The organism is Leucothrix pacifica, assembly GCF_003172875.1.
In the GTDB taxonomy this organism is placed as follows: Bacteria; Pseudomonadota; Gammaproteobacteria; order Thiotrichales; family Thiotrichaceae; genus Leucothrix; species Leucothrix pacifica.
This window is the reverse complement of the sequence record NZ_QGKM01000078.1, coordinates 1-15,413: the sequence shown is the minus strand read 5'-3', so window position 1 is coordinate 15,413 and position 15,413 is coordinate 1. Positions and strand designations below refer to the sequence as shown.

Genomic DNA, 15,413 nt, shown 5'->3' with positions numbered 1-15,413 from the left:
GTATGGTGAGTTCGACATCGTCTTCAGCTGGCAGTAAAGGCATTACTATTCTGGGTGCTACGGGTTCTATTGGACTTAGTACACTTGATGTAATCGCCCGACATCCTGACAAATATCATGTAGTGGCAATGACGGCCAACACACAAACAGACTTATTATTCGAACAGTGTCAGTTATTTCGCCCAAAATACGCGGTCATGGTCGATCACAATTGTGCTGAACAGTTGGATGCTAAGCTGCGCTCAGCAGGTATAGAGACAACGGTCTTATCTGGTTCAGATGCACTCGAAGAGGTTGCAACATTAACAGAAGTTGATTATGTCATGGCTGCCATTGTTGGAGCAGCCGGCCTGTTGCCTTCGCTGGCAGCGGCTAATTCGGGCAAGCGTGTCATGCTTGCCAATAAAGAAGCTCTGGTAATGTCCGGTAAGCTATTTATGGATGCCGTTAAAAATAACGGTGCTGAGCTTTTACCAATCGACAGTGAGCACAATGCTATTTTCCAAAGTATGCCCGCGAGCGGCCAGCATGGCGTCAAGCGAATATTACTGACTGGCTCAGGCGGCCCATTTCGGACGCGTGATATCAATACATTGAAAGATGTCACCCCGGAACAGGCTGTTGCACACCCTAACTGGTCGATGGGTCAAAAAATATCAGTTGACTCTGCCACCATGATGAATAAAGGTTTGGAGGTCATTGAGGCGTGTTGGTTATTTGACACCCCTAGTGCTAAAGTTCAGGTTGTCATACATCCTCAAAGTACGATTCACTCAATGGTTTCATACGTGGATGGCTCGGTGATTGCTCAATTAGGCAATCCCGATATGCGAACCCCGATAGCCTACGCCTTAGCATGGCCTGAGCGCATTGATGCCGGTGTTGATGAGCTGGATTTATTTGATGTTGCCAGATTGGATTTTGAAGCCCCGAACTTTGAGCGTTTCCCGTGTCTAAAGTTTGCTTATGAGGCCCATGAAATCGGTGGATATGCAAGTATTGCGCTGAATGCGGCCAATGAAGTCGCAGTAGCCAGCTTTCTGAATAAACAAATTAACTTTACTGAGATACCGCAACTTATTGAAAATGTCCTTGAGCAAGCGCCTACCGGAACGCCACTCGTCTTGAATGAGATACTTGTTCAGGATGCAGACAGCCGTGAACGGGCACGCTTATGGTTAAAAAACAATAAGAAGCAGTCAACTGCATTATGAATATCTTTATTACTATCGTCGCTTTTTTTGCCACGATTGGATTATTAGTCGCTGTACATGAATTTGGTCATTACTGGGTTGCGCGTAAACTCGGTGTCAAAGTGCTGCGCTTTTCAATCGGCTTCGGCAAGGTTATCTGGAAAAAGAAAGGGAAAGATGAGGATGAAGTCGAGTACGCTCTGTCCCTGATTCCGCTTGGTGGCTATGTAAAAATGCTGGATGAGCGAGAAGGGGATGTTGATCCTGCTGAGCGCCACCGTGCATTTAATCTGCAGCCCGTCTGGAAACGCTTCCTGATAGTTCTGGCTGGCCCTGTATTCAACTTCATTTTTGCTATCTTTGCTTTTGCCGTTACTTATATGGCGGGCATTGATTCTGTCCGGCCGTATCTGGCCACACCTGCCGCCAATTCTCCGGCAGCCATTAGTGGTGTGGTTGCTGGCGACAGAGTGCTCAGTATCAATAATCAACCGATTGAAACTGTCAATCAGCTGCGTTTGACTGTGTTAGGTGAGTACCTTGGCGATAGCAGCGTCAGTTTACAAGTTGAACAAGCCAATGGCAGTAGAGCTGAGCGTGTGTTGGACTTGAGTCAGGTCGCATTGCTTAAAGATGAAGGTGATTACTTCAAGAAAATCGGACTTAATCTGGAAAGACCAGAAAATTATCCGGTTGTTACAAAGGTATTACCCGATTCAGCAGCAGCTTCCGCGGGACTACAAGCTGATGATCATATTCAGTTCCTGAACGGTGAGGCGATCAAATCCACCAGAGAGTTTTCAGAATTCATTAGTTCGCATCCCGATCAAGTGGTCAACCTTGGCATCTTACGTGATGGTAAGGCTATGGATGTTAGTCTGACGCCCAAGCTGACTGAGTTCGAAGGACGAAAAGTCGGTATGATTGGTATTGGTATGGCGTACCTCAAAACTGCCGAGTCTGTGAATAAACTGGAATTCAAACGCAAAGCGTCCTTACTGGAATCTATTAAACTCGGCGCGATAGAAACGTGGGATATGTCTTTAATGACGCTGAGAGTCATGGGTCGTCTGGTGACCGGACAGGCGTCGATAAAAAATATTAGCGGCCCGCTAACGATTGCGGACTACGCTGGGAAAAGTGCAGTGATTGGTTTCTCTGTATTTATGAGTTTTTTAGCCATCATTAGTCTAAGCTTGGGAGTACTAAATTTACTTCCTGTCCCGATGCTGGATGGCGGCCACTTGATGTATTACATCATTGAAATAGTGAAAGGTAGCCCCGTTTCAGAGAAATTTGAAGCGATGGGAATGCGAGTGGGTATGGCGATGGTTGGCGTGCTTATGGTGCTGGCAATTTATAACGATATAACACGATTAGTGAGTTAATTATGAGAAAACAGACGCTTCGGCTTTCTTTTGCAAGCTGCTTATTTGCCATAAGTCAGGGTGTGTGGGCTGACAACTTTATTCTTCAGGATATTCAGGTTAGCGGACTTAAGCGTATTAACGCTGGTACTGTGCTCAGTAATGTCCCTGTCAGAGTTGGCCAAAACTTTGATGACCGTATGACGGGTGAGGTCGTTAATTCACTATACCGCACTGGCCTATTTGATGATGTCGCATTGAGTCGTCGTGGAAATGTTCTGATCGTAAAGGTAACTGAGCGTTCTGCTATTGGTGATATCAAGATTGACGGCAACAAGACGATTACTGATAAAGTTTTGTTGGATGCAATGCGCGGTGGTGGTCTTGCACTAGGACGACCACTAGATCGTGCGGCACTGGCACAATTTGAAAAAGAACTTCAGCAGCAATACGTTTCACGCGGTAATTACTCAGCACGTGTATCATCTACGGTCACTCCGATGGATGGTGGAAGATCTGCTGTAAAGATCAATGTTCAGGAAGGTGGTGTTGCGAAAATCCGCAACGTAAAGATCACTGGTAATAAAGCATTTCCTGAAGCTACATTGAAGAAACTGTTAGAGTCAGGCCCTAAAAGTCGATTAGCAATTCTGAGCACAAAGGACCAATATTCTAAAGGGAAGTTGGTTGGTGATCTGGATAACTTAACAGCTTTCTATCGTGATCGAGGCTTCCTGCGCTTTGAAGTATTATCGTCTCAGGTTTCATTATCCGATGACAAGCGTGCGGTTAATATCAATATCGATATCCGTGAAGGTGATCAGTATCGGGTTGGAAAGGTTGATGTAACGGGTACTCAGTCTGCGGCCATCCAGAAGATGGTTACCATGAAACAAGGGCAGGTTTTCTCCCAGCGTAAAATGCGCGAAACCCAAAAGAATTTTAGTTCTGAAATGGGTAAGTATGGGTATGCATTTGCTAAGGTGGACGTCGTACCACGCGTCAATGAAATTAATAAAACGGTTGATCTGACCTTTGATCTGAAACAAGGACAGCGCACATACGTACGACGTATCAATGTCAGAGGCAACTTCCGTACAAATGATGAAGTGTTCCGACGTGAGATGCGTCAGCTTGAAAGCTCTTTCTATTCAAAAGAGTCCGTAGAGAAGTCGCGTCGTCGCATTCAGCGTTTGCCATTCGTATCCGCGGTTAAAATTGAAACCTCTCCGGTTGCAGGTACCAATGACCAGGTTGATTTGGATGTGACTGTTACAGAGCAATCGTCAAATCAGTTCACTGCTGGTGTTGGTTACTCACAAAGTGCAGGTATTCTGTTTAACGTTGGTCTGACTCAGAACAACTTCATGGGAACAGGTAAGAGTTTATCTATTGCTGGTGCAAACAGTGAGTCTGAGCGTAAATTCAACCTAAGTTATAACAATCCATATCACACCATCGATGGTATCGGTCGTGGCTTTAAGCTTTATTACGACAAGACAGATGCTACTGATGATGATACTTCTGATTACCTAAGTGATAAGTACGGTGCTAGTGTGAATTACACCTTCCCGCTGGGTGAAGATGATTCATTACGCTTCAGCCTGGGTGCTGAACAACGCAAAATTACAACAACGGCTTCAAGTCCGGATCATGTTACTGATTTCATTGATGGTAATGCGGCCGAAGGCATCGAAGCTCATGGGGATGAGTATACTCAGTTTATCGGCTCAATGAGCTATGTAAACGATACTCGTGACCGCACCATATTCCCGACCTCTGGCAGACGACACAGTCTAGTGCTTGAAGCTGGCTTGCCGGGCAGTGATCTAGAATATTACAAACTGAAGTACAGTGGTTCTGCTTACTACCCTGTGACTGACAATATCACAGCGGTCATGAAAGGTGGCATCGCCTATGGTGATGGTTATGGGAATACCAGCGAGCTGCCATTCTTTGAAAACTTCTACTCTGGTGGTATCCGTACAGTGCGTGGTTTCGAGCATAACTCCCTAGGTCCTGATGACTCATCCGGTGATGCAAAAGGTGGTAATTTATCACTCAATGCAACGGCTGAACTTCGCTTCCCTGTGCCATTACTATCAGATGTCAAAGGTCTGAAAGGGAGTGTGTTTGTTGATGCAGGTAATGTCTTTGAAGATGACTTCGATCAAGACGAAATTCGTTACTCAGCAGGTGTTGGTGTGACATGGGTTTCTCCGTTGGGCCCACTAACATTAAGTTATGCGAAACCGCTTAATGCTGAAGATGACGATGAAGTACAGGAGCTGCAGTTCTCTGTGGGCGCAAACTTCTAATCGTTATTCCGCTTATGAATTAAAAGCCTTGTTTTCTAGCAAGGCTTTTTTCGTTGTCCCAATTGAAGAATTTCAATGAATCAGCACAACTCTATTTGTTTCAGTGGGTTCCTGCGAGTAAACTGTCCGGATAATTAATGTCCCAATAATAGTCTTGTTCTCTATGAAGTATTTTGTTTCTGCTCTGTGTATTGCTTGCTTCGGCTTGATTGACTCTGTTGCATCAGCTGATGATTCACCTATTAGTATTGCTGTAGTCAATGTTGCTTATCTTCTGAAAAATGCACCAGAGGCGGAGCTGGCAAGTCAGGCGCTCAAAGCTGAGTTCTCACCACGGGAACAGGCATTGCAGGAAAGACTAGAAGAAATTAATACACTGGAAGAAGCGCTGGATGAAAACCGCTCGAAATGGTCTGAGGAAGAAGTTCGTCAGGCTGACCGTAATATACGCTCCATGAAGCGTGAGCGTACCCGTACTTTGGAGGACTTCCGTGAAGAACTACGGTTTGCGCGTGATACGGCACTGGATGATGTTCAAAAAAGCGTTTTTCAGGCCATCGAAGAGGTTCGTAAAAAGCAGAATATTGATATTGTGATTCAAGAATATGTTGCTGCTAGCCAGCGTGTCGACATGACTCTATCCGTCCTTGAATACCTACAACAGCAATTAGACAAGCAGCAGCCTGAGAACTCGGCTGATACTCAAACAGAAAAGGTTAATTAATATGGCTGCAACCAGCCTCGAAGCAATTGCGGCATTTACCGGCTCCACGCTCAATGGTGATGCTGCGCAAACAGTTGATGCCGTTGCGCCACTCACTCAAGCGAAGCAGGGTGATATTACCTTTATTAGTAATCATAAATTCCTGTCGCAAGTAGCTCAGTGCAGTGCTTCTGCCATTATTGCCTCACCGAAAATTGATCTGAGTGATTTCAACGGAGCGGTATTGTTGCATAATAATCCTTATCTGGCTTATGCAAAAACCGTCCAGTTGATGTATCCGGAAGCCCGGTTGATATCCGGAATTCACGCCTCTGCAGTCGTTCAGGAAGACCTTAGGACAGGAGAAGGTGTTTGTATCGGGGCTAATGCAGTGATTGATGAAGGTGTCACACTCGGCGACCGTGTCCAGATCGGTGCGGGTTGCGTGATTGGTGCTGGCTGCGTGATAGCTGATGATGTGTGCTTAAAAGCCAATGTCACTATCTATGATGGTGTCAGTATCGGAGAACGCACCCGTATCCATTCTGGCTCTGTGATTGGCGCAGATGGTTTTGGCTACGCACCAGATACCGGCGAATGGCATAAAATCCCACAAATTGGGGGTGTGCAAATTGGTCGTGATGTGGAAATCGGAGCGAATACCACAATAGATCGTGGCGCATTAAGCGATACAGTCATCGGTAATGGGGTTATAATCGATAACCAAATTCAGATTGGCCATAATGTTGTGATCGGGGATCATACAGCCTTAGCAGGTGCCGTAGCGGTCGCGGGTAGCACGATAATTGGTAAATATTGTCAAATTGGTGGTGCTTCAGCGATAGCAGGGCATATCACGATTGCTGATGAGGTCATCATCACAGGTATGAGCATGGTCACCGGCTCAATAAAAGAAAAGGGTGTCTATTCCTCAGGGGTTCCTGCGACAGAATCAAAACGCTGGCGTCGTAATGCGGTTCGTTTTACACAACTAGATGAAATGGCCAGGTCAGTACGCGAGCTACAGAAACAAATTCAAATACAAGACAAATAGGATCGACCGAATGAAAGTAATGGACGTTGTAGAAATCAGAAAATTTCTAGCTCATCGTTATCCGTTTTTATTAGTAGACCGTGTACTGGACTACGAAGAAGGCAAACACCTGACCGCTATTAAAAACGTCACGGTGAACGAGCCGTATTTCAATGGACACTTTCCTGACCAGCCTATTATGCCGGGAGTGTTACTGATCGAAGCCATGGCTCAGGCGACAGGCTTACTAGGTTTCTTAACCATGGGCACAGAGCCTCAGGAAAATACACTTTACATTCTGGTTGGTGTGAACAAAGTAAAATTCCGCAAGCAAGTCGTACCGGGAGATCAGGTCGAATTATATGCGGAGTTGGTTAAGCGCAAAGGCAATATGTGGATTTTTAATACTGTTGCAAAAGTTGACGGTAAAATGGTGACGTCTGCAGAGCTAATGTGCGCTGCTGTTAAGGAGGATGCTTGATACATCCAACTGCCATTATCGACCCGTCGGCAAACATCGCCGTAGATGTCACGGTTGGCGCCTACAGCGTTATTGGCGCCGATGTGACGATCGGCGCCGGTTGTAAAATCGGCCCCCATGTAGTGATTGAAGGCCCAACGATTATCGGCGAGGAGAATGAGATCTATCAATTTTCCTCCATTGGTGCTGCCCCACAAGATAAAAAGTATGCGGGTGAGCCGACGGAGCTGATTATCGGCGACCGAAATCTGATTCGTGAGAATGTCACGATCAATCGTGGAACGACACAGGATATCGGCAAAACTATCGTGGGGAACGATAACTGGATCATGGCGTATGTGCATATCGCCCATGATTGTGTGGTTGGTAATAATACGATTTTTGCCAACAATGCCACATTGGCGGGTCACGTGCGTGTTCATGATTTTGCGATACTCGGTGGCTTTACACTAGTGCATCAATTCTGCCGAGTCGGTAAGTATTCATTCACTGGAATGGGAACGTCTTTAGGTAAAGATCTGCCGCCATATATTACTGCACACGGCGCACCTGCTTTGCCTCGTGGGATTAACAGTGAAGGGTTAAAACGCAACGGTTTTGACGCGACGAGTATTTCACGTATAAAACAGTGCTATCGCATGCTGTATCGTCAGGATTTACAATTCCAGCAAGCATTACTGAAAATGGAAGAGACATATCCAGGCAGTGAAGAAGTTGAGCTTCTGAATAAGTTTTGTAAGCGTAGCGAACGCGGCATCATTCGCTAATAATGAAAATAGCGATTGTTGCAGGGGAGGTATCCGGCGATATACTCGGTGCCCGTTTGATTCAGGCACTCAAAGCCTATTATCCGGATGCACAGTTTGAGGGGATAGCAGGCCCTGAAATGCAGGCACAAGGCTGTGATTCTCTGTTTGAAATGGATCGCTTGTCGGTGATGGGGTTTACCGAAGTCATCGGTCGTTTACGCGAGCTAATGTCTATCCGTAAAAGTTTGCTGCAACGTTGGACGCAAGACCCGCCCGATGTATTTATTGGTGTTGATGCACCTGACTTTAATATCTGGTTAGAGCAGCGTTTACACGCACAAGCAACACCAAGCGTTCATTATGTTAGTCCATCAATCTGGGCATGGCGACAAAGCCGTGTGAAGAAATTTGTTGGTAATCTGGATTTGATGCTGGCATTGTTTCCCTTTGAAATGGATTTTTACAAGCAACATCAGGTGCCCGTTGCTTTTGTCGGTCACCCCTTAGCCGATGAAATTCCATTAGAGAATGATAAACACCAAGCCCGACAAGCACTTGACTTGGCGTCAGAGCCATTCACCTTGGCAGTGCTGCCGGGTAGCCGTAGTGGTGAGATCCAGCGAATAGGTCCGGACTTTTTACTGGGATTAAAAACAATTCATCAAAACCATCCGGAGTGGCAGTTAGTGTGCCCTTTGGTGAATGACAAGATAGCAGTACAGTTCAAAGCCTTGCACCAGGAGTTAGCTCCTGAAGTCCCTATGACATGGGTATCCGGGCAATCCCGTACCGTCATGAAAGCAGCGGATCAGATTCTGATGGCATCAGGAACTGCCGTGTTAGAAGGCATGTTAGTGGGCAGACCAATGGTCGCAGCCTATCGGGTAGCGGCACTCACAGGCTGGATCATTCAGCGCTTAGGTATGATTAAATCACCGTTTTATACCTTACCAAACAACCTGGCTAACCAACGATTAGTGCCTGAATTAATCCAGCAAGAATTGACAGTTGAGGCGGTCATTACGGAAGTTGAAATACAGTTTTCACAAACTTCAGAACAAAAAGCGCAAGTGCTCCGGCGCTTCTCAGAGATACATAAAATATTAAAGCAGGGAGCCAGCCAGCAGGCAGCCGCTGCAATTCACGAATTACTGAGTAAGAGGTCTTAATGTGACATCATTGATCGCGGGTGTTGATGAAGTTGGTCGGGGGCCACTGGCAGGGGCTGTAGTGGCTGCCGCTGTTATTTTAGACCCTGCCAATCCTATCGAGGGTTTAACCGATTCAAAAAAGCTCACCGAGAAAAAGCGAGATGCGCTGGCGATCGAGATTCGTGAAAAAGCCTTATCATGGTCGCTAGGGCGTGCTGAAGTTGAAGAAATCGACGAGATCAATATTTTGTGGGCGAGTATGTTGGCGATGAAACGTGCTGTTGAAGGGCTGCATATAGAACCCAACTTTGTAAAAATTGATGGTAACCGTTGCCCGGATTTGCCATACCGAATGGAAGCCATCGTTAAAGGGGATCTGACCGAAGCGGAAATTAGTGCCGCCTCCATACTGGCCAAAGTATCACGCGACCATGAAATGGTGGAAATGGATGAAAAATATCCCGGTTATGGCTTTGCCAAACACAAAGGCTACCCCACTAAACAGCATCAACAAGCTTTACAGGAGCAGGGGGCTTGCCCGATACACCGCCTTAGCTTCAAACCTGTACAACGCATAATAAGGACAATGGGATGAGTTTCGTACACCTCAGACTACACACAGAATTCTCACTGGTCGACAGCACCTTAAGAATTAAAAAAATGATGCCAGCGGTGGAAGAAGGCGGCATGCCAGCCATCGCAATGACTGATCAAAATAACCTGTTTGCCATGGTGAAGTTTTACCGAGCAGCAATGGGGCAAGGTCTCAAGCCTATTTTTGGTGTGGATGTACTGCTGCAGGATGAGAACGACCAAAACCTGCTGTACCACATGATTCTGTTATGCCAGAACAATCAGGGTTATCTCAATGTTTCAAAACTGATTTCCAAAGCTTATCAGGAAGGTCAGGTACTCGGAGTTCCACGGGTTAAACGTGAGTGGGTCAAAGAGCTTAATGAAGGAATCATAGCCTTATCGGGCGGTAAAAGTGGTGATATAGGTTACTCACTGCTGGCGGATAATAAAGAGGAAGCAGAGCGCCGCTTAAAAGAATGGAAGGAGGTTTTCCCCGACCGTTATTACCTCGAATTGCAGCGAACTGGCAGAACGGGAGATGAGCGTTATTTACAATCCGCTGTTGAATTAGCTGTTGCCAATGATGTACCGGTAGTGGCAACCAATGATGTCAGATTCCTGACTGAAGATGATTTCTCTTCACACGAAGCGCGGGTATGTATCCATGATGGTTTTACATTAGCGGATAAGCGACGCGAGAAAAAATACAGCAACCAACAATATTTGCGCTCAGCCGATGAGATGAAGGAGCTGTTTAAAGATATTCCATCAGCGATTGAGAACACTTTAGAGATCGCCAAACGCTGTACCGTCGAGCTGACCTTAGGCAAAAACTATCTGCCAGCCTTCCCGATACCTGAGGGTATGACTGAGGCGGAATACTTCTGTCAGGTTTCTCGCGAGGGTATGGAAGAACGCTTCAAAGTGATGTTTGACGTAGATTCTGAGGAGTTTAAAGAGCAACGTAAAGAATATGACGAGCGTCTGCAGGTGGAGCTGGACGTTATCAATGGCATGGGATTCCCCGGTTACTTCCTGATCGTGGCCGACTTTATCCAGTGGGGTAAAGATAACGATGTACCAGTAGGGCCGGGTCGTGGTTCTGGTGCGGGTTCCTTGGTGGCCTATGCCCTAAAAATTACTGATATTGATCCGCTACTTTATGACTTGCTATTTGAACGATTCCTGAATCCGGAACGCGTCTCCATGCCCGATTTCGATATCGATTTCTGTATGGATAAGCGTGAAATGGTGATCGACTATGTCGCGGAGACCTACGGCCGCGACAAAGTATCGCAAATCATCACCTATGGTTCGATGGCGGCAAAAGCGGTCGTGCGTGATGTGGGGCGTATTCTTGGTCATCCCTACGGCTTTGTAGACAGAATCGCTAAGCTCATTCCGTTCGAGATCAAAATGACGTTGACCAAAGCGTTGATCGATTCACCGGATTTAAAAGCACTGTATGACGAAGATGAAGAAGTCAAAAGTCTGATTGATCTGGCATTGTCGCTGGAAGGTTTGACCCGAAATGTCGGTAAACATGCCGGTGGTGTATTAATTTCACCATCCGCCTTAGTAGACTTTACACCGCTCTACTGTGAAGAAGGCGGTGGTAGTCTCGTTTCACAGTTTGATAAGGACGATGTTGAAGCGGTTGGCTTGGTTAAATTCGACTTCCTGGGTCTACGTAACCTGACCATTATCGACTGGGCTGTCAAAATCATTAATGATTTGCGAACAGAGAAGGGCGAAGAATTGCTCGATATCTCGCAAATTGATTTGGCTGATGAAAAGTCATTCGAGCTATTGCGTTCTGCTAAAACTACCGCCGTATTCCAGCTGGAATCGCGCGGGATGAAAGAACTGATCGGGCGCTTACAGCCTGATGTGTTTGAAGATATCGTAGCACTGGTAGCCTTGTATCGTCCGGGGCCGCTGCAGTCAGGCATGGTAGACGACTTCGTTAACCGTAAAAAAGGGATTGCGAAAGTTGAATATCCACACCCTGATCTTGAGCCGGTACTCAACACCACATACGGTGTAATCGTTTATCAGGAACAGGTCATGCAGATCGCACAGATTCTGGCAGGGTATTCGCTGGGTGGTGCGGACATGTTGCGTCGTGCGATGGGTAAGAAAAAGCCCGAAGAAATGGCCAAGCAACGTGAGATCTTCATGGAGGGCTCGGGTGGGCGAAACATTGATCCGGCACAAGCCACGGCGATTTTCGATTTGATGGAAAAGTTTGCGGAGTACGGATTTAATAAATCTCACTCGGCTGCTTACGCCTTGGTTTCCTTCCAGACTATTTGGTTAAAAGCGCATTATCCTGCGGCCTTTATGGCTGCTGTATTGTCCTCGGATATGGATAACACCGAGAAGGTGGTGACCTTTGTCGACGAATGTCGTCAGTTGGGACTAGAGGTGATTCCACCGGATGTAAACCGTTCAGGTTATCGCTTTAGTACTGAAAACGAAGGTAATGTAATCTTTGGGCTAGGCGCGATTAAAGGGGCAGGTGAAAGCGCCATCGGCGTTATTCTGGCAGAGCGTGAGGCAAATGGACCGTTTGTGTCTATGGCTGATGTATGTAAACGCGTTAACTCTAATAAACTCAGCAAGCGGACGCTAGAAACACTAATCAATGCCGGTGTGTTTGATAGTCTCGGTAAAAACAGAAACTCCATGCAGGCGCACTTGCCCGAAGTGATCCGGATGGCTAGTCAGTTACACCGCGACGAAGCGATTGGGCAGACTGACCTGTTCGGTGGCTCGATGGTGGTTGAGCAAGACGAAAAGCTTGCGCCGGACTTACCGGAATGGCCTGAGCGTGATCGTTTGCGGATGGAGAAAGATGCATTAGGCTTATACCTGACAGGTCACCCGATCAATGAGTACGAAGAAGAAATTGCGCAGATGCGGTCGATGAAACTTTCTGATCTGGCTGAAGAAGATAGTACTCAGAAGTATCAAAAGCATCCTGTGGTGTTGGCCGGTTTGGTGTCAGCTATTCGCACGCAAAATACTGAAAAGGGTAAACGTGCCTTTGTGCAGTTGGATGACAAAACCGCTTATTATGAGATCTTCATTTTTAGTAATGTATTCGAAGAGTACGAGCACTTAATTGTAAAAGAAGAGGTGCTGGTTATCAGCGGTACATTGAATACAGAGTACCACACAGGCAACACACGCCTGCGTATTGAGGCTTTGTATGATGTAGCAACAGCGCGCTCCATGTTTGCACGTAGCCTGAACCTGACCGTGTCAGAGGCGCAGTCACAAAACGGCTTTATCGATCACCTCGCTTCACTGATCCCACCAGAGGGTGAGAGTGAATGTCCTATCTTTGTTAATTATGAAAACCAACAAGCAACGGCGCAAGTGCGTTTAGGGGCCGCATATAAAGCACCTTTGGATAATGCATCATTAGAATCCTTACGAGGGTACTTGGGGCAGGACAAGGTTAAAATCAATTATTAAGCACACACTGTAAACCTGAAAAAGTGTATTACAATGAAGGCAACTAAGGAAAGGTATCTATCGATATGGGTTTATTATCAAGTTTAAAATCAATATTTTCGGGTGGTTCGGAAAACTCAGAAAACTCAGGGGCAATGCCAGTGGAACATTACCTTGATTATGAGATTATTCCGATGCCAGAAAAAGAGGGTGGCCAGTACCGCTTAAACGGTATCATTCGTAAGGGCGATAAAGAGCATCGCATTATTCGTGCAGATTTATTCACAAATAAGGAAGATTGTGCAAAAGAAGTAGTGCGTAAATCGACCTTATTGATCGATCAAATGGGAGATAAGCTGTTTGGCTAAGACAGCAGAGGATGCTGAGTTACTGACTCAGCGTATTCTTCAGGAAATACCACTGGCCGATGCAATGCATTTCAGCATTGAACAACTCAATGACCATGCTATTCAGGCACGGGCTCCAGTGGCTGATAATGTGAATGTCCACGGTACTGGTTTTGCCGGAAGTTTATACTCAGTGGGAGCGCTGACCGCATGGGCATTGACCACCTATATGTTGGAACAAACCGGGCATGATGCCGATGTCGTCATGGCTAAAGCAGAGATTCGCTATAAAAAGCCTGTGATTACTGACATTGTCTGTCAGTGTGAACTGGAAGCCGAGTCACGAGAAGTGTTTCTAAAGCATCTGGAGAACCGGGGACGAGCACGTTTGTCACTGCTGGTTGACATTGGTGAAGCCTCAGAGGCAATGCTCAGTACAACCATGATGGCAATTATCAAGTAATTCGGAGGGACCTCATGAATATTGAAAAACTGTTTGAGTTACAAGGTGACTTCTTTGCCAGGCATCCGGATGGGTTTGAGGATGAAGAACTCGTTAAAATCCGTAAGAAGCACAATATCGATAAGTTATCTGCACAAACTCAGGGTTTTTTCTCTGAATCACAGTTTGGTAAGGTTGAGTCCATTATCCAAAACATGATTCTCGTGATGTCCCGTTCATCTATGGTCTCAATGTTCGATAAGCCAAAATTCCGTGATGGTATCGGCACTCTGTCACCTGCAGAGCGAGAGCATCTGGCTGATGCAATGTTTGATTTGCTACATGGTGATACTGAAAAGGGCTTTAATCAATTTCTGGAGCAACTGGTGACCCTGAAACTGGCTCGATGGTCAGCCATCAGTACGATTCCATTTTATTTCGACCCAAAAAACAACTGGTTCATCAAACCAAATACCACCAAAATGATTTTGAACTATTTTGAGATGGATAAAGAGTTGGTCTACAAACCGCGACCATCTTATGCGTTTTACCGGGATTACAGTACGTTTTTGGATGAAATGAAGGATCAGTGCGACCCAAAACTCAGTATCAATAATGCTGCATTTACGGGTTTTTTGATGATGACCATAAACTAGCCGTCACGGTGAAAGTGCTGGACTATGTGCTAACACGTGTTACTGTAGTTGTTTAAGATGATGATTTTCCAATCCAAAGTGTCTGTGTATTGTCATCTTTCACAGGGCTAATAGTCGGAAGTAGGGCCGATTTGCTTATTCTTTGGATTAAAGTGCGAAATCCAAATCATCTTTGTTGTCTTCAATCGAAATAATTCGCCGGCACATTATTGTTTAAATGCTGTACAGCTCTATCTATAAATATTGCATACAATAGAGTATTCATTAGCAATATTTATATCAATAGAAGTGACCAGTTAGCCAATGGAGTAGGAATTGAAGCGGCTTTAGTACTAAACCTATACAGGTGTAAGTGAGGCTCTGTGTGGAGATAAACGAAAAACAATACAGTCTGAAGCGTACTAGCATAGGCGCGTTTTTGTCCGTGTCCTTTTTGATTTTAGTGTGTTCAACGCTCGTCGGTTATAACCTTCAGTTACAAAAAAGCATGTTAGAGGCATCAAGTGTTTCTTACGAACTACGTATACTGTTAGACCGGAGCAGTAATCAGGCAAACCTGATGTTTAAGTCTGAAAATGTTGCACAGCTCAGTGATCGAATCCTTTGGGAAGTACGAGATGACTTCGTCAGAACAGCAGATGACATTACCGAAAATATCAACCATTTGAGGCTTTTATTATTACATGAGAGTAATAACTTCGGTTCACTGTTACGTGCTGAAGACCTAAATAATATTTCTCTGGAGCTACAACGTATCGATCAGATCTGGGGTCGCTTCCAAAGCCGTATTGATGAAATAGCAAGTTACAATACAGCGGTGTTACGTGCCGGAAATAAGTACTGGCGTCCCACCGATGCGCTCATTGCTTATGACAGTACACTATTCAAAAGTATTTCCAATTTAAATCACTTAGTCCTCTGTACACGACAAAAAA

The 15,413-nt window shown here is 45.7% G+C and carries 14 protein-coding genes; all 14 read left to right on the top strand.

Features of this window, described 5'->3' with window-relative positions; genetic code table 11:
* Positions 1-2: 2 nt before the first annotated feature.
* A complete protein-coding gene (gene ispC, locus DKW60_RS19775) occupies positions 3-1,214 on the top strand; it encodes a 1-deoxy-D-xylulose-5-phosphate reductoisomerase (protein ID WP_109839400.1) in 1,212 nt (403 codons plus the stop codon).
* Complete coding sequence (gene rseP, locus DKW60_RS19770; RefSeq protein WP_109839399.1) at positions 1,211-2,581, top strand: RIP metalloprotease RseP; 1,371 nt, start codon at positions 1,211-1,213, stop codon at positions 2,579-2,581. Before ispC ends, rseP begins: the two co-directional genes overlap by 4 nt.
* Before the next feature lie 2 nt (positions 2,582-2,583).
* Positions 2,584-4,878 (top strand): outer membrane protein assembly factor BamA, encoded by a 2,295-nt coding sequence (bamA, locus tag DKW60_RS19765; protein ID WP_109839398.1) that lies wholly within the window; start codon positions 2,584-2,586, stop codon positions 4,876-4,878.
* Positions 4,879-5,041: 163 nt separating this feature from the next.
* On the top strand, positions 5,042-5,602 hold the full coding sequence (locus DKW60_RS19760; RefSeq protein ID WP_109839397.1) for an OmpH/Skp family outer membrane protein: 561 nt from the start codon (positions 5,042-5,044) through the stop codon (positions 5,600-5,602).
* A 1-nt stretch (position 5,603) separates the two neighbouring features.
* Positions 5,604-6,635 (top strand): UDP-3-O-(3-hydroxymyristoyl)glucosamine N-acyltransferase, encoded by a 1,032-nt coding sequence (gene lpxD, locus DKW60_RS19755; RefSeq protein ID WP_109839396.1) that lies wholly within the window; start codon positions 5,604-5,606, stop codon positions 6,633-6,635.
* 10 nt (positions 6,636-6,645) lie between these two features.
* The gene (gene fabZ / locus DKW60_RS19750) at positions 6,646-7,095 is read left to right on the top strand and encodes a 3-hydroxyacyl-ACP dehydratase FabZ (RefSeq protein ID WP_109839395.1); all 450 of its coding nucleotides are present in this window, start codon (positions 6,646-6,648) and stop codon (positions 7,093-7,095) included.
* Entirely contained in the window at positions 7,092-7,862 is a 771-nt protein-coding gene (gene lpxA, locus DKW60_RS19745) for an acyl-ACP--UDP-N-acetylglucosamine O-acyltransferase (protein ID WP_109839394.1), read from the top strand. The genes fabZ and lpxA overlap by 4 nt, the downstream gene beginning before the upstream one ends.
* A 2-nt stretch (positions 7,863-7,864) precedes the next feature.
* Positions 7,865-9,013, top strand: coding sequence for a lipid-A-disaccharide synthase (gene lpxB / locus DKW60_RS19740; RefSeq protein WP_109839393.1), 1,149 nt, complete (start codon positions 7,865-7,867; stop codon positions 9,011-9,013).
* Between the two features lies 1 nt (position 9,014).
* The gene (rnhB, locus tag DKW60_RS19735; RefSeq protein WP_109839392.1) at positions 9,015-9,590 is read left to right on the top strand and encodes a ribonuclease HII; all 576 of its coding nucleotides are present in this window, start codon (positions 9,015-9,017) and stop codon (positions 9,588-9,590) included.
* Entirely contained in the window at positions 9,587-13,054 is a 3,468-nt protein-coding gene (gene dnaE / locus DKW60_RS19730) for a DNA polymerase III subunit alpha (RefSeq protein WP_109839391.1), read from the top strand. The genes rnhB and dnaE overlap by 4 nt, the downstream gene beginning before the upstream one ends.
* Before the next feature lie 65 nt (positions 13,055-13,119).
* Entirely contained in the window at positions 13,120-13,401 is a 282-nt protein-coding gene (locus DKW60_RS19725; RefSeq protein WP_109839390.1) for an HlyU family transcriptional regulator, read from the top strand.
* Entirely contained in the window at positions 13,394-13,843 is a 450-nt protein-coding gene (locus DKW60_RS19720) for a YiiD C-terminal domain-containing protein (protein ID WP_109839389.1), read from the top strand. Before DKW60_RS19725 ends, DKW60_RS19720 begins: the two co-directional genes overlap by 8 nt.
* Positions 13,844-13,857: 14 nt before the next feature.
* Positions 13,858-14,478 carry a hypothetical protein gene (locus tag DKW60_RS19715; protein WP_109839388.1) on the top strand — a complete coding sequence of 207 codons (621 nt, stop codon included), beginning with the start codon at positions 13,858-13,860 and terminating at the stop codon, positions 14,476-14,478.
* Between the two features lie 559 nt (positions 14,479-15,037).
* Positions 15,038-15,413 (top strand): hypothetical protein (locus tag DKW60_RS19710; RefSeq protein WP_146203530.1); only part of this gene is annotated, 376 nt, incomplete at its 3' end.

Excerpts from the sequence above, each read along its gene's own strand:
- ispC (WP_109839400.1), top strand. The coding sequence starts at position 3 with ATGGTGAGTTCGACATCGTCTTCAGCTGGCAGTAAAGGCATTACTATT.
- rseP (WP_109839399.1), top strand. The coding sequence starts at position 1,211 with ATGAATATCTTTATTACTATCGTCGCTTTTTTTGCCACGATTGGATTA.
- bamA (WP_109839398.1), top strand. The coding sequence starts at position 2,584 with ATGAGAAAACAGACGCTTCGGCTTTCTTTTGCAAGCTGCTTATTTGCC.
- DKW60_RS19760 (WP_109839397.1), top strand. The coding sequence starts at position 5,042 with ATGAAGTATTTTGTTTCTGCTCTGTGTATTGCTTGCTTCGGCTTGATT.
- lpxD (WP_109839396.1), top strand. The coding sequence starts at position 5,604 with ATGGCTGCAACCAGCCTCGAAGCAATTGCGGCATTTACCGGCTCCACG.
- fabZ (WP_109839395.1), top strand. The coding sequence starts at position 6,646 with ATGAAAGTAATGGACGTTGTAGAAATCAGAAAATTTCTAGCTCATCGT.
- lpxB (WP_109839393.1), top strand. The coding sequence starts at position 7,865 with ATGAAAATAGCGATTGTTGCAGGGGAGGTATCCGGCGATATACTCGGT.
- dnaE (WP_109839391.1), top strand. The coding sequence starts at position 9,587 with ATGAGTTTCGTACACCTCAGACTACACACAGAATTCTCACTGGTCGAC.
- DKW60_RS19725 (WP_109839390.1), top strand. The coding sequence starts at position 13,120 with ATGGGTTTATTATCAAGTTTAAAATCAATATTTTCGGGTGGTTCGGAA.
- DKW60_RS19715 (WP_109839388.1), top strand. The coding sequence starts at position 13,858 with ATGAATATTGAAAAACTGTTTGAGTTACAAGGTGACTTCTTTGCCAGG.